Below are 17,975 nucleotides of genomic sequence, written 5' to 3'. Positions count from 1 at the left end.
TTGGGCTTTGCTACGTTTCCCATCGCTTCATATACATGATCTCAGCCTGTGGGTCTGCCATTTGGATGGCCGCCTTAAAGCGCTGCAAATCCAAAAGATGAACACTGTAAATGATGACCATTTGTTCATTTTTATCTGATTCGCTTTTAATCTTGCCCTTTACCTGGGCGGCAGAACCTTCAATAGGTGTGCTGTGTAAACGCAACCTGCGATATATGGCATCTTCGACAGTTGGCTGTTTTTTGCTGACAACACAGACCATGCGTCTCAGACCAGTAAACATCAGCCGAGTCGTTTCATAGGCAGCGAGACAGGATAAGGCGGAATAGAGGGCTGGCTCCCAGCCTAACACAAAACCAGCCGTAATGAGCAGCAGGCCATTACACAACATTACGATCTGTATTAACGGAATTTTCCGATGAATTAGCAACAAAGTGGATGGACGGCCATCGTCAGATTCGCTGAGTCCTAATGAATCAAGCAACCCTCCGTGACGAGCTGTCAGCGCTGCCCCAAGCCCAATACAGATTCCGCCTCCCAAAGCACATACGACCGGATGGCCACTCACTGCCGGAAAAGGCGAGAGAATGATGGCTGAGCCTGAAAAGGCAAACAAGCCGGGGAGTGCGCGAAGCAGCATGGGTTTGTGAGTAGACAAAGAATACAGCAGCATTAGTGGCAAGTTCAAAACAAATAGCAGTAACCCAAAATGCTCCTGTGTATAAAGCGACATGAGTCTGGAGATTCCCGTAACGCCTCCAGCGATCATATCATGCGGATGTAAAAACAATTCCAGACCGACGGATGCCGTAATTCCGCCAATTACCGTATAAAAGACAGGGAACCTGCTCGCATCTCCTGAAGCGGGCTTCACAAGCCGCCTCATAAAGTTTCGGCATGTTTTACAGCGTGCGGCATAGCCTTCCCTCCTATGGATTGTCGTATCCAGCTTTTACAGTTACGCCGATTTGCTTTCTTCCTTTCGTAAGCGAGGGTCCTTAAATTTGAATATTTTGTTTAGCATATTAAAGATAGGCTTTGACTGCTTTGTCAGAAGCGGCCCAAGAATGGCCAATATGAGTACATAGATGGCTGCAAAAGGTTGAACAATATCAAGCAAACCGCCTTCTTTACCCAAGTTGGCCATGATGATCGAAAATTCGCCTCGCGCCACAATAGTCAAACCGATATTTGCGGATGCTTTGGGAGATAAGGACGCCGTACGCCCGGCCAGCATTCCTGCCCAAATGTTACCAAATAGTGTGAGAAGGACTGCTGCCAGCGCAAGCCATATGGCGTTACCTCCTAGGGACAGCGGATCAATGGACAGTCCGAAACTGAAGAAGAACAGAGCACCGAAGAAATCGCGGAAAGGAACAATTAAATGCTCAATCCGTTTGGCGTGTTCCGTTTCGGCCAGTACCAGACCGACCAACAGGGCTCCAATAGCTTCTGCTACATGGATCGTTTCTGAAAAACCAGCCACCAGAAACAGTGAGCCAAAAACAACGAGTCCGAATACCTCATTGGAGCGGATACGGAGAATCCGATTTAGCAGAGGGACGGTCTTTCGACCGATAATAATAACTGCAAGCATAAAGCCAAGTGCGATGAGTGCCGATAGCAGTACACCCCCGAGCGAGGAAGAGTCGCTAAGAACCAATCCGGAGAGGATGGAGATGTAGACGGCGAGGAAAACATCCTCAAACATAATAATACCTAAAATCATTTCTGTTTCAGCATTAGCGGTACGCTTGAGATCGACTAGCACCTTGGCTGCAATCGCACTGGATGATATTGTCGTAATTCCGGCAATAACTAGTGTCTCGGCTACAGGAAAGCCGCTCAGGAAGCCGAGAGCCAGCCCCAGTGTAAAATTGATGCCAATATAAATGGTACCGCCCACAGCAATGGAACGACCTGATTTAATCAACCGACCTACTGAGAACTCCAGCCCTAGATAGAAGAGAAGAAACAGTACTCCGATTCTCCCCATAAAATCAATAAACGGGGCGCTTTCGATAAACCGAAAATCAAAATGCCATAGCTCCATCGCATGAGGTCCAACTGCCATTCCGATCAGAATATAAAAAGGGATGACCGAGAAGCGCAGTTTGGAGGATATCAGCCCCGCTGCAGCGATTAGAGCAATAGCCAATCCAACCTCAAATACCAGATGATCCATCCAATCACCCGCTTCCGTTCATAAGGATTTGTTTAAAGCGTTTCTGCTGGTCACGTTCTCCAACAACAACTACAGTGGCATCATCGCTAATAATCACTTCAGGGCCAGGATTTACATATTTTTTTCCCTTTTTCTCCACAATGGCGATAACCGTGGCACCCGAATTTTGCCTTACATCAAGCTCCCCAATGGATTTGCCTATACTTGCATAGTGGGATTCCACTCTGTACCATTCGATAATAAAATCGTCAAATGTCATCTCTACACTTTCGAGCTGCTTGGGCTTATAAGTCATACCACCGATGATGGAGGCTACTAATCGTGCTTCCTGATCATTCAGGGTCGTCATAGAAATACTTTGTTCCAGATCCTCGTAATCAAAGTGATATAGCTCACGTCTGCCATCATCATGAATAATAATGACAATTCGGTCGCCACTCTCCGCATCAATTCGATACTTAATTCCGATTCCTGGCAAAATAGACTCTCGAATATCCATTTATAAAGCCTCCCGTATAATACGTTTATTTAAGTGAATGATATGGGAAATAAATCACATACTTTGGAAGTGATATGAAAAATTAGATTGCATTAAATTTTAAATAAAAAATGGAAAACTAAATTTTACGCAGTAGATGAATAGGAAAAGTTAGCAAAGAGACATGCAAATATGGTGATATGCATGCTAAAAGGAGGTTAAGCCACATAACTAGAGGTAAATTTGATGGGGAACAAAAACAATTGTTTCTTTAGCTTACAGATGACAGGAATAAAAGGCAGACGTAGCTTAGGAATGCTCATTATCAGCACAAGCGCTATCAGAATGACAAAGGGAAGTGATTTAGCCGCAGCGATCACCAGATGCAGTAATGGGGAGGATTTGCGCACCGCTGGTTTGGAATGATGTTCCAGACCGTGAGAATCCGTTTCTAACGAAGTAACATCAGCATGAAGCATAAGTGAAGATCCCGAAGTAAACTGAAGGGATTGAGTGGTATCTTCCGCGTGAAACGTCACAGGAAGGGACAAAATCTGAACGAGGCTCAATATGACGATCATGAATGTGCGCAGCATGTTCAGCATCGTTGACATCTTATCTCCTCCCTCTTGTGAAAAATTCATATCACTATAACCTTAACATACCCCGCCCTAAATATTCAAACGTCTTTCGGTTTTTACCTAATCACGGTAATTGTTTATAACACGCTTAACGTCTCTTTGAAACCAGATCACCCTCTTTTGCATATGTCTTTTTGTTTCCAGTCGTTCACTTCGTATAACCCTTCAGAGGCCGCCATATACTGAAAGCAGTGATCGAAAGGAGTGAGCCAATGGAACTGTTTACAGTGTGGACCAATACAGACGGAGATCAAGAAACCGACCGTTTTTACGAAGTGGTCAAAAGTAGAACCAAGGGACTACATATGTCACGGCGCGGATTTCGATTCACTTTCAGACAGCTGGACAACAAAGTGGCATGGACCTGCAAGGGCACTGAAAGCAATTCAGCGTTTGAAAGCTTTCTTCCCTGTGTATACAGCATCATGTCTTCGGCCATAGCGGATTATATTATCGAAGTCAGGGAGTGGGGGATTCTCGATCATATTCTCAACAAAGCCTGCTCGTTGCTGGAGAAAGAGGACGTTGAACAAATTCGTAGCATGATTCGCTCACTGTTAAATGATGATGGTCCCCGAGGACGTTTAAAGCGCCATAGTAAGCTGACCACTCTCTTGGAAAAGGACTTTAAGGAGCTTCGTGTAATCAATTTGGAAGGGCTTATTCAATTCAGACTGCATGCGTACAAAAAAGAGCTTGAAGAAATCGTTGACTATGCGATGGAAGAATTCTGGGCAGATCGGCAATACGAAGAATTTATGGGGCTGCTTAAATATTTTGTGTTTTTTCAGGAGAGCAAAGTTCCACTCGTGCATGTACTTCACCAAGGCGGGCATGATTTTACCATTCTCGATAGTGCCATGGTGCCGATACCGACCCCTGATGCGGATGATATTATTGTAGAAATGCCCGGTATTGAACTGGAGATGGAAGTTGAGGATCGAATCGTCAGTACCCTAATTTCAATATCTCCTGCTTCCATTATATTGCACACAGACGATGAGCACACCCCTATTGTGCGAACGCTTCTGCATATTTTTGAAGACAAAGTGAAGCTAAGCAGGCTTTATCCGGGGCAGGATGTTCAAAAATAATTAATAGTCCGTATAAACTCATGGATTTCTGGAAAGCCTTTGCCTCAAGGGGAGGTTTTTTATGAGATCCATGTTGGTATGGAAACGGGTTTTGGGAACCATGTTAATCGCAATCTGTCTGGTATTATCCGGCAATGAGGTTTACGGTCACAAAGAACCGGTCCAGCATAAGAAATGGCAATCCGCACCTGTTATAGCTCCACGCGAAGAGCAGGTTATTACGACCATGACGGTCACGGCAACAGGTTATACAGCAGGGTATGAATCCACTGGCAAACGGCCGAATCATCCCGGTTACGGTATTACGTATTCCGGTGTAAAAGTGCGTCGTGACAAAAATACACTGTCCACGATTGCGGCTGATCCGAAGATGTTTCCTTTGGGCAGCATATTGTACATTCCAGGTTACGGTTACGGGATTGTAGCAGATACAGGTTCAGCGATTAAGGGCAATAAAATTGACTTGTATTTTAAAACAATCCGGCAGGTGTATTCTGAATGGGGCAAGAAAGATGTGGATGTTCAAATCATAAAAAAAGGAAACGGCAAGTGTACCGAAAAAATGATAAAATCGCTGCAAAAGGCGATAGAAACGCATAAGACCATTCCGCCCGAGACACTGGATGCTTCCATATAATCCTTGAATATTGTTTTTCCTGACTTCACATACTATGTTTCGGGATGAGCTTATCCCGCAAACCATACTGGGAGGTCGAGGAATATGCCAAATCAAGGCGGTAGTTCTTTCATGAACAAAGGCTTCAAGGCAAACACAGGAAATCAGTTCAAAGCGGAATTTGCACAAGACGATACGGTAGGCGTTGTTTCTCAAAAGGTGAAGCAGTCTGAACAAAATAAAATTCAAGACAACTTCCAAACACCAAATGAGAAGTATGACGAAGAATTTGCAACAGATCAAGGCGGTACAAGTGCAGTAGCGCAAAAAGTTCAAAACTCCAGTCGCAGCAAAATTCAAAGCAATGCACAAACACCGAACGAAAAGTTCGACGAGAACTTTAACACAAAATAAAAAGCATACTCAACACGAAATGCTCCGGATTGAATTCCGGGGCATTTCGCGTTGAGTAAAAGTGGCTAGATACAATAGGTCTGAGGTTTTATCTCCTTTTTAATTTTTTTTAAGGTGGAATTAAGGTTTAAAGTGCAAAATAAAGTCAGCTAAACAACACCACCTTGAAGCATAGGGTTTGGGAGGAGATATACAATGGACGAATTTAAAAATAATAATTCCGGGCGCCGGAACGACAATGATCAGGTTGATAACGATAAAACAACTCGGCCAAACGATTCAAATGGTTCCTCATATTACTATTCCTATGGCCCTTTCTCCTCAGTGCAGTCGGACGGACAACGCAGGGAAGGGCAGTCGGTGGAGAACGTTGAGATTACGCCACCGCAGGCAGTGAGACCGCTTCCTTCCTCTTATCAACGTGCTATGCCTGAGCAACAGGATGGTTCTGGTCGGAATAGCGGCAACTGGCAATTTAAACCGAATAAGCCCAAATCGCAGGTAAAAACGATTTTGTTATCTTTTTTAGCCGGAATGCTGGTCATTACGGTATTGATGTATACAGCTGACCGAACCAATATGTTCACACCGGAGACAGCGTTGACTTCGGCAGCAGCTGAAAGCGGAGAAACGACGAATTCGGGAACCACTAACTCGTCTCCCAGCGCAGTTCCGGCTGTGATGCCTTCAGGTACGGCTGATGTTCAATCTGTTGTAGCCAAGGCTGGCCCGGCAGTCGTCAAAATTGAAACACTTGCCAAGCAATCAAGTGCTGGAAGTGGCAGACAAAGCAGCCCTTATTACAATGACCCGCTGTATCAATACTTTTTCGGTAACCAGTATGGGGATAGTGGCAGTAGCGGCAACAGTAATGAAAATGAAGGCAGCAACAGTGGACAGCTGACTCCGCTGGGTATTGGTTCCGGTTTTATTTTTGATAAATCGGGTTACGTCCTGACTAACAACCATGTTGTGGAAGGCGCGAGTGTGGTACAGGTTACAGTAGAGGGAACCAACAAGCCTTACGAAGCCAAAGTTTTGGGCAAAAATGCAGATCTAGATTTGGCAGTTCTTAAAATTGAAGGCAAAAATAACTTCCCGACCGTAACCTTGGGAGACTCCGATAACGCTAAAGTCGGCGAGTGGATGGTTGCAATCGGTAACCCAGAAGGCTTTGAGCATTCGGTAACAGCCGGTGTGCTAAGCGCGAAAGAACGTACCATCACCATTAATAGTGAGTCAACTGGAAAACCGACACAATACAAGCATCTCATTCAGACGGATGCCTCCATTAATCCTGGTAACTCTGGCGGACCGTTGTTAAATCTGCAAGGGCAGGTTATCGGTATGAACGTAGCTGTTAGTGCAGATGCACAGGGGATCGGGTTTGCAATTCCGTCCAATACGATTTTGGAAGTCGTCGATAAGCTGAAAAATAACCAGCCTATTCCAAAAGAACCTGTACCTTTCATTGGTGCAAGTCTGTTAAACTTGAGCCCTGAAGTAGCCAAGGAATTGGGTACATCTCTGACCGAAGGCTCGGTTGTTCGGGATATTATATACAAATCACCAGCATATCAGGCCGATCTACGTCCTTACGATGTAATTATCGGAGCTAATGGCACGCCTTATAGCACATCACAGGAGTTAATTCAATTCATCCAAAAACAAAAAGTGGGTACAGCACTTACGCTTAACATCGAACGAGCCGGGCAGAAAAAAGATATTCAGCTGAAAATAGGCAACAAAAATGACTTTAGCTCGACTCTTCAGCAGTAAGAGAATAACTCTAGAATTGAACACGAACGTAAGAAACGGAAGGAAAACGACCCTTCCGTTTCTTGCTGCATTGGGTGGCAAGATGCTACACGCGTTTACTCCTGCTACAATAGAGGGAAAAGAAGAAGAGATAAAGGAGTTTGATCGTGTATGCGTTCTACTATTCTGATCATTGATGATGATGAAAAAATTGTATCCATGCTGCGTAGAGGGCTGGCTTTTGAAGGATATGAAGTGCTGACAGCCGCCAATGGAGCAGAGGGATTAAATAAAATGCTAACAGCTGAGCCTGATTTGGTCGTGCTCGATGTAATGATGCCGCAGGTCGATGGTTTTGAGGTTTGCCGTCGTATGCGGGAGGGAGGAAGCACGGTACCTGTCCTGATGCTTACAGCTAAGGATGAGGTGGAGAACCGGGTGAAGGGTCTGGACCTGGGGGCTGATGATTATCTCGTAAAGCCGTTTGCTCTGGAGGAGCTGCTGGCACGCGTACGAGCGCTTTTGCGGCGTAAAACTGAACAGCAGGACAATAATGGGAATCGGCTTACCTTCGAGGATTTACAACTGGATAACGAATCACGTGAAGTAGTTCGTGGTGGCAAACGCTTGGAACTGACGGCCAAAGAATTTGAACTACTCCATCTGTTCATGCAAAACCCAAAACGCGTTCTGTCGCGTGATCTGATTATGGATAAAATTTGGGGCTATGACTATAGCGGAGAATCGAATGTGCTGGAAGTATATATTGCCATGTTGCGACAAAAAACGGAGCAGGATGGTGGCAAACGGCTTATTCGTACCATTCGGGGAGCTGGCTATATTTTAAGAGGTGATGTGTAATATGTCTATTCGGTGGCGGCTGACAGCTTGGTATTCGAGCATCTTGGCTATAGTGCTTGTCATTTTTGGTCTGGCTATTTACGGACTAGTATATTACTACACATATAATGAAGTGAAAAGTCAGCTTATGACTCAGGCGCCACAAATTAACAAGCAATTACGCCTTATTATAAAAGGGGGATTGTTTGAGGTCCCTAATCTGGATTTGGGATTGGAGCAGGGGCGTGGAATAGATGACTCACAGCTCTATGTTCAAATTTACAATTATACGTCCGGTGTAACCAAAACGACCCAAAATATGAAAGACCTCAGTATCACCTTCCCTGTTCCGTCTACAGCGGCAGGAGCAGTTCAAAATGAGGGGATTCGGCGTGTGAACGTAAATGGTGATTCCTTTATGATTATTCAACAGCCGATCAAATCCGAGGAGTTGGGCTTGGTGGTCGGGCTGCTACAGGTAGGGCAATTCACGGGCTCTCAGGACCGACTTATGAACAGGTTACAAAATGTGCTTGTGTACGGTTCACTATTTGCCTTACTCGCTGCTGCGACCTCTGGTCTCTTCCTGGCTCGTAAATCTATGAAGCCGCTGGTTAAGGTCATTGAGGGGGCCAATCAAATTCAATCCAGTAATGATTTGAGTGTTCGGATTGAATATGACGGTCCGCCAGATGAAATTGGACAATTGATCGGGACGGTTAACAACATGCTGGGGCGTACAGAAGTGTTCTACAAGGAACTTGAAGATGCATATGGTGCGCAGCGCCGGTTTGTGGCCGATGCTTCCCATGAACTGCGCACACCCTTGACGACGATTCGTGGCAACGTTGATTTTCTGCTCAAAATGTGGACTACCGAACCGGACGAGCGACCGAATATGGATGAAGCCATGATTCGCGAGCTTTCCATGGAGGCGCTGAATGACATGGCGGATGAAGGCAAGCGAATGAGTCGCTTGGTGAGCGATATGTTGTCACTCGCAAGAGCGGACACGGGGAAAACATTCGATAAAATGCCTGTTGCGCTGGAGCCGCTCGTAAACGAGGTTGCTCGTCGTGCTCAGTTTTTGGAGCGAACGGCCGAATGGAATGTGGGCGACTTTTCGTTGTTGAATGGTATTTATATGGACGGAAGCAAAGATTATTTGCAGCAAATGCTATTCATATTCATTGATAATGCTTTTAAATATACACCTGAAGGCACAGTCCGATTTGATGCGATTGTTTATCAGGGACAGGTGGGGCTACGGATCAGTGATACAGGTATTGGTATGGACAAAAGTGAGGTTCCCTTTATTTTTGACCGGTTTTACCGGGCAGATGAGTCACGCGGCGTGACAGAGGGAATTGGCTTGGGATTATCTATTGCCAAGTGGATTATTGATGAACATCAGGGGTCTGTGGAAGTGGTTACGCGCCAAGGAGAAGGAACGACCTTTGTCATTTGGCTTCCAGTCAGCTTTTCCGCGCCTTTGGAATAGGCTATAATAGGAGGGGAACTACATCATAGAATTGGCCGGTAGAGGCATAAAAGCCCACAGCTGTCCAGTTATTGGGGCTGTATACTGTGTCGAAGAAAGTGGGGGCTATTTTTGGAGGTACTCAGAATTTCGCCCCGGGGTTACTGCTACGGCGTAGTCGATGCCATGGTATTGGCTCGTCAGGCAGCCAGAAATTTGGACTTACCCCGGCCTATTTATATACTAGGCATGATTGTTCATAACAGTCATGTCACCAATTCCTTCGAAGACGAAGGGATCATTACATTGGACGGACCGAACCGCATGGAGATTTTAAGCCAGGTAGAGAGTGGTACTGTCATTTTCACTGCTCATGGCGTATCACCAGAGGTTCGCAAGCTGGCACGAGATAAAGGATTGACTACGGTTGACGCAACCTGCCCTGACGTCACGAAGACACATGATCTGATTCGGGAGAAGTCTGCCGAAGGCTACCAGATTATTTATATTGGCAAAAAGAATCATCCAGAGCCAGAGGGAGCTATCGGTATTGCTCCTGACCATGTTCATCTGATTGAAAAGGAAGAAGAGATTGACAGTCTTACACTGTCAGCAGACAAAATCCTGATTACGAATCAGACGACCATGAGTCAATGGGACATCAAGCACATTATGAAGAAGCTGCTGGAAAAATACCCAGGTGCCGAGATACACAATGAAATCTGTTTGGCGACACAGGTACGTCAGGAAGCGGTAGCTGAGCAGGCAGGACAGGCGGATCTGGTAATCGTGGTCGGTGACCCGCGAAGCAACAATTCCAACCGATTGGCTCAGGTGTCAGAGGAAATAGCTGGTACTACGGCTTATCGTATTTCTGATATAACCGAGCTGAAGAGGGAGTGGCTTGAGGGCGTAGCCAAAGTAGCTGTGACCTCCGGGGCTTCAACACCTACACTGATTACCAAAGAGGTCATTACGTATTTGGAACAGTATGATGCGGATAACCCGGAAACATGGGAGATTCGGAGAACCATTGATATGAAAAAACTGCTGCCTCCTGTACGAGAAAAGTCAAAAACGACGAAATAGTATGTCATTGATTACAGCCGTTATTCGGATACAAATATCCGGGTAGCGGCTTTTTTCAAATTGTTTAAGTACCGATATTATTCAATTAGATCAGCTTCACTAAGTCAGAAAATAGAACTATTCGGGATAATTAAGCCTTGACGAGGCAAGTTAAAACAGGTATAGTTGCTTTAACGAATAAAAGCTTAAAAGCGAACAAGCGTCTAAGTGTCTAAGTGTCTAAGTGTCTAAGTGTCATGATATTATTCTATGTGGATAATAAAATATGGTTTATAGAGAGGAAGAAAAAAATGATCGTTATCGCTGGTGTTCAAACACCTGAAGAACATATTCAAGCTATTGTTGAAGTGATTGAAAAAGAAGGATTGCAGGCTCATGTATCCCGAGGATCGGATCGTACGATTATCGGACTGATTGGTAGCGTAGAGCCGAAGCTGGCAGAACATCTACGCCAAATGAAGGGTGTAGAAAATGTAGTTAAAATTTCGAAGTCCTACAAATTGGCCAGCCGTGATTTTCATCCGGAAAATACGGTGATCTCCATCAAAGGTGTAAATATCGGCGGCGGCGAGCTTGTCGTTATGGGGGGACCATGTGCTGTTGAATCTGCTGCACAGATCGATGAAATTGCCGGATTGGTCAAAGCTGCAGGCGCGCAAGTCCTTCGTGGAGGTGCCTTTAAGCCGCGTACAGGGCCATACAGCTTCCAAGGAACGGGTGTAGAAGGTTTAATCATGATGGCTGAGGCGGGGCAGAAGCACGATCTCTTGACCATCACAGAGGTGATGACACCTGAATACGTAGACATCTGCGCGGAATATGCCGATATTCTGCAAGTAGGTACACGTAATATGCAAAACTTTGATTTGCTGCGCAAGCTGGGTACTTGCGGCAAGCCAGTATTGCTCAAGCGCGGTTTCAGCTCAACTTATGATGAGTTTTTGAATGCTGCCGAGTACATCTTGGCAGGCGGCAACCCGAACGTTATGTTGTGTGAGCGCGGTATCCGTACATTCGAAACCTACACTAGAAATACGCTCGACTTGTCCGCGATCCCTGTTTTGCAGCAGTTGAGCCATTTGCCGGTCATTTCCGATCCTAGCCATGGCACAGGTAGACGTGAACTGGTTGTTCCTATGACGAAGGCTTCGGTAGCGGCGGGAGCGGATGGTTTAATTATTGAAATGCATACAGACCCTGACAACTCGATGACGGGTGATGGTGTACAGTCCCTATTCCCGGATCAATTTGCAGATTTACTAAAAGATTTGGAATTGTTGGCTCCTGCAATTGGGAAAACATTCCACACACCTAGTGCTGTATCTTAAAACTAATTATTAACATTAATGCATAAAAGTTTTGCCGCAATGCAGTAAATAAGAGTAAAATCACCTAAAAGCCCGATGTTTCGGGCTTTTTGTATTGTTCAAATGTTATCAAGGGCGTAAGCATATCTGACATTAGTTTAAAAAATACCTTACATAGCTATTGACCCGTGTCATGTTTGAGATTTATAATGACGACAGAAAAAAACATTCGATCATGAACATTTCAGGGTTGTATAAGACTTAATGTTCGGAAAAATTGGGAGGAAGAAGACATGTCCGTTGAAAACGTATTGAAAACAATTCAGGAAAATAATATTGAGTGGGTAGATTTTCGTTTTGTAGATTTGTCTGGTCGTGCTCACCATATTTCATTGCCAGCTTCCGAAGTAGATGAAGAAACATTTGTTAACGGTGTTGCTTTCGACGGTTCTTCCATTCCCGGCTATCGTGGCATTGAGGAATCCGACATGGTTATGCTGCCCGATCCAGAAGCGGTTTTTATCGACCCTTTCACTCAGCATCCAACACTGAATATCCTGTGTGATATTGCTACGCCAGACGGTGAAAAATATGACCGTGATCCTCGTGGTATTGCCAAAAAAGCTGAGGAATTTCTGCAATCCGCAGGAGTGGGCACAGCGGCATTCTTTGCACCTGAATCTGAATTTTTCATCTTTGATGATGTTCGCTACGAAAGCGGCATGAACAGCTCCTCCTTCTTCGTAGATTCCGAGGAAGCAGCTTGGAACACGAACCGTAAGGAAGAAGGCGGCAACCTGGCCTTCAAAGTGGGAGTGAAGGGCGGCTATGTACCTGTAGCACCAGTAGACACCCAGCAAGACATTCGTAGTGAAATGTGCCGTTTGCTTGAAGAAGCAGGTCTGAGAATTGAGCGCCATCACCATGAGGTGGCTACGGCAGGCCAAGCGGAAATCAACTTCCGTTTTGATACACTCAAGAAAACAGCAGACAACCTGCTCGTTTATAAATACATTGTACACAACACAGCGCGTCAATATGGTAAAGTGGCAACATTCATGCCGAAACCGATTTTCGGGGACAACGGAAGCGGTATGCACGTTCACCAATCTATTTTCGATGGCGACACTCCTTTGTTCTACGAAAAAGGTGGTTATGCTAATCTGAGCGAAATGGCTCTTCATTACATTGGCGGTATTCTGTACCATGCACCTGCGTTGATCGCTTTGACCAACCCAAGCACCAACTCGTTCAAACGTCTCGTTCCTGGCTACGAAGCGCCGGTTAACCTGGTATTCTCCAAAGGTAACCGTTCTGCGGCTGTACGTATTCCAGTAGCGGCTGTAACGCCTAAAGGCTGTCGAATCGAGTTCCGTACACCAGACTCCACAGCTAACCCATACCTTGCTTTCTCAGCAATGCTGATGGCGGGTCTGGATGGCATCAAGCGCAAACTGAACCCAGTCGAATTGGGCTATGGTCCACTCGACACTAACATCTATGAGCTGTCTGACGCTGAAAAAGGCAAAATCCGCAGTGTACCTGGTACACTAGATGAAGCTCTGGACGCTCTGGAAGCCGATTACGAATTCCTGACTGAAGGCGGCGTATTTACGAAGGACTTTATCGATAACTATGTAGAGTTCAAACGTTCTGAAGCTAAATCAGTGAACATCCGTGTTCATCCACATGAATACAGCTTGTATTTTGACTGCTAATACTACATTGATAGCATAGCAGATTTGAATAACACTCATTAGCCTGCGGGGAATAGTTGTTGTTCAAGATAGGTCTCCGGTCTTATGCCGGAGACCTTTTACCATTATGATAAATACTACAAAATGAAGATGTTAAATATATTAACATTCACAGCTTTGTCACATCATAAAGGAAATCGGAAACATTTTTATACAAGTCTTGAACGCATTTATGAATACTGCTATCATAGCGATAATATCCACACCAGAGTAGAGAAGGGATGGGAAATTGTTGAGTAAGAGAGCCTACAATTTTAATGCAGGACCGGCGGCATTGCCGCTCAAAGTACTGGAACGTGTACAAGCTGAATTCGTAGATTTCCAGGGGACAGGGATGTCCATCATGGAAATGTCTCACCGTGGAGCCGTATATGAATCTGTCCATAATGAAGCGCAGGAACGTCTGCTATCTCTGCTGGGCAATCCACAAGGCTACAAGGTGTTGTTCTTGCAAGGGGGCGCAAGCACGCAGTTTGCCATGCTGCCTTTAAATTTCTTAGGCGAAGGACAGATCGGAAGCTATGTAATGACAGGCAGCTGGTCGGACAAGGCATATAAAGAAGCTAAGCTATTGGGCAAGGCTCACATTGCCGCCTCCTCCGCTGATGAGAAATTCATGCGTCTTCCGAATGTGGATTCCTTGGACTTGCCTGAGAATACTGCATATGTGCATATGACGTCCAATGAGACGATTGAAGGTACACAATTTAAGCAATTCCCGGATACGGGTTCCGTACCGCTGATTGTGGACATGTCCAGTGATATTTTTTGCAAGCCTTTTGATGTTACTCAATTTGGATTGATTTATGCTGGTGCGCAAAAAAATCTGGGACCTTCTGGTGTAACGGTCGTGGTTGCCCGTGAAGAGCTACTGGCTTCCTCACCAGGCAATATTCCTACGATGCTGCGTTACAGTACTTATGAAAAGAATAACTCTCTCTACAATACTCCCCCGTCCTTTGCCATATACATGGTGAATGAAGTGCTCAAATGGATCCAGGAGGAAGGCGGTTTAGAAGGCATCGAGCGTGTGAATCAGCAGAAAGCTGATCTGCTATACGACCGTATTGACAGAAGCGAAGGCTTCTATCGTGGTTGTGTGGACAGCGCTGATCGTTCTATTATGAACGTAACCTTCCGCCTTGCGAATGAGGATCTGGAAAAACAATTTATTAAAGAATCCGAACAAGCGGGTTTCATCGGATTGAAGGGGCATCGCAGTGTAGGAGGGCTTCGCGCCTCAATCTACAATGCGGTTCCACTGGAGAACTGTCAAGCATTAGCCGAGTTTATGGATGGATTTAAGCAACGTAACAGTTGATTATACAGACATATATTTCGATACACGATATTTGATATCGAAAAAGTAAAAGCAAAGCCTTCCCTGAATGTGTATAGGGGAAGGCTTTTAGTGGTGTAGGGAAATTGATATTTTTTTGTCGTTTGATGTCTATATCCCTCTGATTTTGTTAAAATGAAGAAAGTGTATGTTTTCAGTATACACATTTTAGTTAGAATTTAGGTTATTTGTCTAATGAATTTAATAATGAAAGGAACGAAAAACTGATGCCATTACATATTGTGCTTGTCGAGCCGGAAATTCCAGCTAACACAGGGAATATTGCCAGAACGTGTGCAGCAACCGGAACTCATCTGCATCTGGTTAAGCCACTGGGCTTCCGTACCGATGATGCTACGTTAAAACGGGCTGGGCTTGATTATTGGTATGCTGTTCACATTGAGTATCACGATTCTTTTGCTGAAGTACAAGAGAAATATCAAGAAGGTCGCTTTTTTTATGCGACGACAAAGGCAAAACAGCAGTATAGTGATATTGAATTTCAGGATGGAGACTTTTTGGTGTTTGGTAAAGAAACGAAAGGTTTGCCTCCTGAACTGTTAGCTGCTAATCCTGATACATGTATCAAGATGCCTATGTCAGATAAAGTAAGATCTCTAAACTTGTCGAATTCCGCTGCGATTATCGTATATGAAGCGCTGAGACAATTGGATTTTCCAGGTTTATCGTAAAGAACATCAATCGATCAAGTATAAATGCGAATAAAGAACCAGGACCTTAGTTGCTGATAAAAGTTGCACTATTATTGCTCGAAAGTACATGACAGTAGAGCTTAAATAAAGGATATATGGTCATAAATTTGCGGAAATTCTCTGTGAAGGCTAATGATAATTGGGTTTCCGGTCGATAAAAATATTATAGACATTCTGTACCATACTTTGATATGGTTCATGATTTTATGAAAAAATGTAATAAAATTTCCTGGGATCAGCAGGATTCGACAAAAAGACAGCGAATACTACATAAAGAATAGTGTCTTTGTACCTAGTTTTTCGCCTGGAAAGAAAATTGCAAGCTAATACTCAATAGGAGAGGTGTACGATCACGATGAAACCTGCCGGTGTGGTACGTAAAGTTGATCAGTTGGGGAGAATAGTTCTGCCTAAGTCATTGCGTAAAAGATATCAAATGAATGAGGGAGACCCTGTCGAAATTTTGGTTCAGGGCGACCATATTATTTTGGAGCGTTATCGTCCAAAATGTGTATTCTGCGGCTCAATAGAACAAGTGAACGATTTCAAAGAACGTTATATTTGTGCTCAATGCCTGACAGAAATGACACAGTACTCCTCCTAAATGAGGCAAAAGCATCACGACATTCGTTCGTGATGCTTTTTTTCGGATAGAGCTATGCCTGAACAGCATATATTTAATTGGATGGTAAACTACACTACACCTAACTATTTATAGAACAAAAAATGAGTAGGGACTGGACGCAAATTACCATCTGACGGTTTGTTTACGATTCGGCCGTTTAGTATAAGGGACGATGAACCGCCGCCGTCCAAATTATAAGCATCTTGAACACCCAGATTGAACATCTTCCCTTGGAGTTCTTCGAGCGTTGCACCTGAACCCCCGCTTTCATTGTAGCCGTCTACGACAATAATGAGCAACTGATCATCTTTATAGTTGCCAATGACTGTACGTGGAGCCCGCTTGGGAGAGACTTTCCATTTGTCAGGAATAGGCACTTTTTGTCCCCTTTGCAACAGAACGGGAACAAAGGTAGCTCCAAAGGCAGGTTTTAAGCTGTCAAGAGCACTTTGATTGTAAAATTTGCCCCCAATAAGCTTGCCGTCGTTACTCAATCCGACGAATGACAAGTCCTTAAAACTCGACTGAAAGCCAGTAAGATAGCGGCCGTTCAAGACAGTAGTGCTTAATGGATAGCGTTTGCCATCTCCATCGGCAAAGCCGCCTGCGTTGATGCCTGCAATGGCTCCGTGTCTCAAGACTGCACGCATAGTCGTCTCTGAGCCACCCAATTTGTCATTTCCCAAAGACATTTTCATTGCCGTAGGATCTTTAAGTTTGACTTTCATAGCGTATCCGTGATAAATTCCCGGGTTTACTTTAAACAATTCAATGGTAATCCGGTTGCTATCTACCTGATAGTAGGGAACCCCCAGTTTGGCAGTGATGCGCCGATTATAGATAACCGCGGGACGCTTGGACTGCGCAGAGGCAGTCACGACAAGCTGATTCATCGTTTGGGTCGTTTGTTTGTAGAGCTCAGACGTCCGGCGAATCGTAGATAAGGTATACGTTGCTGTTTGCTTGGCTTCATCAAGCTGCTTGCCTACTGATTGCGTTTGTAAAGTAATTTCGGCTTTTTGCAGACTCGGAGATGTAGATTCAGGAAAGCTCAAAGGGGGATGCACTAACAAAATACACCCTAACAAACCGATAAAAGGAGCAAGGGCCAACATAAAGAACCGGTTTACTAGCTTTGCATCTACATTCATTTTAGCAAGTCCATTTTTTTCTGAAGTGTATTGAGCTGCTGCTTGACTTCATTTAATTGAGTATACAGTTTATTACTATTATCGGTCTTGTTATTGGCATTATCCTTTGTAAAGGTCAGTAGTTCGTTGAAGGACTGAACCTTGCCCTGCAATCCGCTAACTTCCTTGGAAAGTGCAGTCAATTGCTTTTCATAGTCAGATTTGAGTACTTGAATTTGTTGGTCTGTATGGGTTTGCATTTCGTTTAGCATTTGCTGCTTTAAGTGATTGCTATACAAATAGGTTGCGAGAGCACCTAGTATAATAAGAATGAACCAAAATAGCAGAAAAGTCTTTACGGGCAACCCCTTTCTTGAATTGCTCCGCCGGGCTTCGGCAGGAGGACGTTCAGGTGAAGCTTGCATGTGATTTTCAACTCCCGTGTAAATTCAAATTTCCAGTCTTTATTTGCAGTACCAATTCTATCATGGGCCTATTTATTTCGCAAA

General features: G+C 44.5%; 18 protein-coding genes. 12 read left to right on the top strand and 6 right to left on the bottom strand.

Annotated features, from left to right (window positions below; all coding sequences use genetic code 11):
* Nucleotides 1-10: 10 nt before the first annotated feature.
* From G9G57_RS18650 to G9G57_RS18635, 4 genes are all read right to left on the bottom strand, one after another.
* On the bottom strand, nt 11-874 hold the full coding sequence (locus G9G57_RS18650; RefSeq protein ID WP_164965384.1) for a YitT family protein: 864 nt from the start codon (nt 872-874) through the stop codon (nt 11-13).
* Between the two features lie 84 nt (nt 875-958).
* Nucleotides 959-2,185, bottom strand: coding sequence for a cation:proton antiporter (locus tag G9G57_RS18645; RefSeq protein WP_164965383.1), 1,227 nt, complete (start codon nt 2,183-2,185; stop codon nt 959-961).
* 4 nt (nt 2,186-2,189) lie between these two features.
* Complete coding sequence (locus tag G9G57_RS18640; RefSeq protein WP_025364453.1) at nt 2,190-2,684, bottom strand: cation:proton antiporter regulatory subunit; 495 nt, start codon at nt 2,682-2,684, stop codon at nt 2,190-2,192.
* A gap of 197 nt (nt 2,685-2,881) precedes the next feature.
* On the bottom strand, nt 2,882-3,277 hold the full coding sequence (locus G9G57_RS18635; RefSeq protein ID WP_164965382.1) for a hypothetical protein: 396 nt from the start codon (nt 3,275-3,277) through the stop codon (nt 2,882-2,884).
* 239 nt (nt 3,278-3,516) lie between these two features.
* On the opposite strand from G9G57_RS18635, the gene G9G57_RS18630 reads away from it, so the two are divergent.
* From G9G57_RS18630 to G9G57_RS18575, 12 genes are all read left to right on the top strand, one after another.
* Nucleotides 3,517-4,398, top strand: a complete 882-nt coding sequence (locus G9G57_RS18630) for a putative sporulation protein YtxC (protein ID WP_164965381.1) — start codon at nt 3,517-3,519, stop codon at nt 4,396-4,398.
* A gap of 61 nt (nt 4,399-4,459) precedes the next feature.
* Nucleotides 4,460-5,035, top strand: a complete 576-nt coding sequence (locus tag G9G57_RS18625) for a 3D domain-containing protein (RefSeq protein WP_016820510.1) — start codon at nt 4,460-4,462, stop codon at nt 5,033-5,035.
* Nucleotides 5,036-5,119: 84 nt separating this feature from the next.
* Nucleotides 5,120-5,428 carry a hypothetical protein gene (locus tag G9G57_RS18620; protein WP_016820509.1) on the top strand — a complete coding sequence of 103 codons (309 nt, stop codon included), beginning with the start codon at nt 5,120-5,122 and terminating at the stop codon, nt 5,426-5,428.
* Between the two features lie 195 nt (nt 5,429-5,623).
* Nucleotides 5,624-7,207, top strand: a complete 1,584-nt coding sequence (locus G9G57_RS18615) for a S1C family serine protease (protein ID WP_017426655.1) — start codon at nt 5,624-5,626, stop codon at nt 7,205-7,207.
* A gap of 150 nt (nt 7,208-7,357) precedes the next feature.
* Nucleotides 7,358-8,047: a response regulator transcription factor gene (locus G9G57_RS18610; protein WP_016820507.1), complete on the top strand. Its 690-nt coding sequence runs from the start codon at nt 7,358-7,360 to the stop codon at nt 8,045-8,047.
* 1 nt (nt 8,048) lies between these two features.
* The gene (locus tag G9G57_RS18605) at nt 8,049-9,527 is read left to right on the top strand and encodes a sensor histidine kinase (protein ID WP_016820506.1); all 1,479 of its coding nucleotides are present in this window, start codon (nt 8,049-8,051) and stop codon (nt 9,525-9,527) included.
* 111 nt (nt 9,528-9,638) lie between these two features.
* Nucleotides 9,639-10,595 carry a 4-hydroxy-3-methylbut-2-enyl diphosphate reductase gene (locus G9G57_RS18600; protein WP_031463165.1) on the top strand — a complete coding sequence of 319 codons (957 nt, stop codon included), beginning with the start codon at nt 9,639-9,641 and terminating at the stop codon, nt 10,593-10,595.
* Nucleotides 10,596-10,885: 290 nt separating this feature from the next.
* The gene (aroF, locus tag G9G57_RS18595) at nt 10,886-11,923 is read left to right on the top strand and encodes a 3-deoxy-7-phosphoheptulonate synthase (RefSeq protein ID WP_017426658.1); all 1,038 of its coding nucleotides are present in this window, start codon (nt 10,886-10,888) and stop codon (nt 11,921-11,923) included.
* 272 nt (nt 11,924-12,195) lie between these two features.
* Nucleotides 12,196-13,620 (top strand): type I glutamate--ammonia ligase, encoded by a 1,425-nt coding sequence (gene glnA / locus G9G57_RS18590; RefSeq protein ID WP_016820503.1) that lies wholly within the window; start codon nt 12,196-12,198, stop codon nt 13,618-13,620.
* Between the two features lie 268 nt (nt 13,621-13,888).
* The gene (gene serC, locus G9G57_RS18585; RefSeq protein WP_016820502.1) at nt 13,889-14,980 is read left to right on the top strand and encodes a 3-phosphoserine/phosphohydroxythreonine transaminase; all 1,092 of its coding nucleotides are present in this window, start codon (nt 13,889-13,891) and stop codon (nt 14,978-14,980) included.
* Between the two features lie 245 nt (nt 14,981-15,225).
* On the top strand, nt 15,226-15,690 hold the full coding sequence (gene trmL, locus G9G57_RS18580; protein ID WP_017426659.1) for a tRNA (uridine(34)/cytosine(34)/5-carboxymethylaminomethyluridine(34)-2'-O)-methyltransferase TrmL: 465 nt from the start codon (nt 15,226-15,228) through the stop codon (nt 15,688-15,690).
* Between the two features lie 376 nt (nt 15,691-16,066).
* Nucleotides 16,067-16,315, top strand: coding sequence for an AbrB/MazE/SpoVT family DNA-binding domain-containing protein (locus G9G57_RS18575; protein ID WP_014599574.1), 249 nt, complete (start codon nt 16,067-16,069; stop codon nt 16,313-16,315).
* Nucleotides 16,316-16,419: 104 nt separating this feature from the next.
* Here G9G57_RS18575 and G9G57_RS18570 read toward each other — a convergent pair whose 3' ends face one another.
* Nucleotides 16,420-17,487: a phosphodiester glycosidase family protein gene (locus G9G57_RS18570; protein WP_016820500.1), complete on the bottom strand. Its 1,068-nt coding sequence runs from the start codon at nt 17,485-17,487 to the stop codon at nt 16,420-16,422.
* The gene (locus G9G57_RS18565; RefSeq protein ID WP_017426660.1) at nt 17,484-17,891 is read right to left on the bottom strand and encodes a hypothetical protein; all 408 of its coding nucleotides are present in this window, start codon (nt 17,889-17,891) and stop codon (nt 17,484-17,486) included. Before G9G57_RS18565 ends, G9G57_RS18570 begins: the two co-directional genes overlap by 4 nt.
* Nucleotides 17,892-17,975: the final 84 nt, after the last annotated feature.

The organism is Paenibacillus sp. EKM211P (assembly GCF_011066175.1).
Lineage (GTDB): Bacteria > Bacillota > Bacilli > Paenibacillales > Paenibacillaceae > Paenibacillus > Paenibacillus polymyxa.
Note: the sequence above shows the minus strand (reverse complement) of the source record. Positions and strands in the feature narration are given on the sequence as shown.

Coding starts and splice junctions, on each gene's coding strand:
- G9G57_RS18565 (WP_017426660.1), bottom strand. CDS start 17,891: ATGCAAGCTTCACCTGAACGTCCTCCTGCCGAAGCCCGGCGGAGCAAT.
- G9G57_RS18620 (WP_016820509.1), top strand. CDS start 5,120: ATGCCAAATCAAGGCGGTAGTTCTTTCATGAACAAAGGCTTCAAGGCA.
- G9G57_RS18645 (WP_164965383.1), bottom strand. CDS start 2,185: ATGGATCATCTGGTATTTGAGGTTGGATTGGCTATTGCTCTAATCGCT.
- glnA (WP_016820503.1), top strand. CDS start 12,196: ATGTCCGTTGAAAACGTATTGAAAACAATTCAGGAAAATAATATTGAG.
- G9G57_RS18625 (WP_016820510.1), top strand. CDS start 4,460: ATGAGATCCATGTTGGTATGGAAACGGGTTTTGGGAACCATGTTAATC.
- G9G57_RS18630 (WP_164965381.1), top strand. CDS start 3,517: ATGGAACTGTTTACAGTGTGGACCAATACAGACGGAGATCAAGAAACC.
- G9G57_RS18640 (WP_025364453.1), bottom strand. CDS start 2,684: ATGGATATTCGAGAGTCTATTTTGCCAGGAATCGGAATTAAGTATCGA.
- G9G57_RS18610 (WP_016820507.1), top strand. CDS start 7,358: ATGCGTTCTACTATTCTGATCATTGATGATGATGAAAAAATTGTATCC.
- G9G57_RS18575 (WP_014599574.1), top strand. CDS start 16,067: ATGAAACCTGCCGGTGTGGTACGTAAAGTTGATCAGTTGGGGAGAATA.
- G9G57_RS18635 (WP_164965382.1), bottom strand. CDS start 3,277: ATGTCAACGATGCTGAACATGCTGCGCACATTCATGATCGTCATATTG.
- G9G57_RS18615 (WP_017426655.1), top strand. CDS start 5,624: ATGGACGAATTTAAAAATAATAATTCCGGGCGCCGGAACGACAATGAT.
- aroF (WP_017426658.1), top strand. CDS start 10,886: ATGATCGTTATCGCTGGTGTTCAAACACCTGAAGAACATATTCAAGCT.
- G9G57_RS18605 (WP_016820506.1), top strand. CDS start 8,049: ATGTCTATTCGGTGGCGGCTGACAGCTTGGTATTCGAGCATCTTGGCT.
- G9G57_RS18570 (WP_016820500.1), bottom strand. CDS start 17,487: ATGAATGTAGATGCAAAGCTAGTAAACCGGTTCTTTATGTTGGCCCTT.
- trmL (WP_017426659.1), top strand. CDS start 15,226: ATGCCATTACATATTGTGCTTGTCGAGCCGGAAATTCCAGCTAACACA.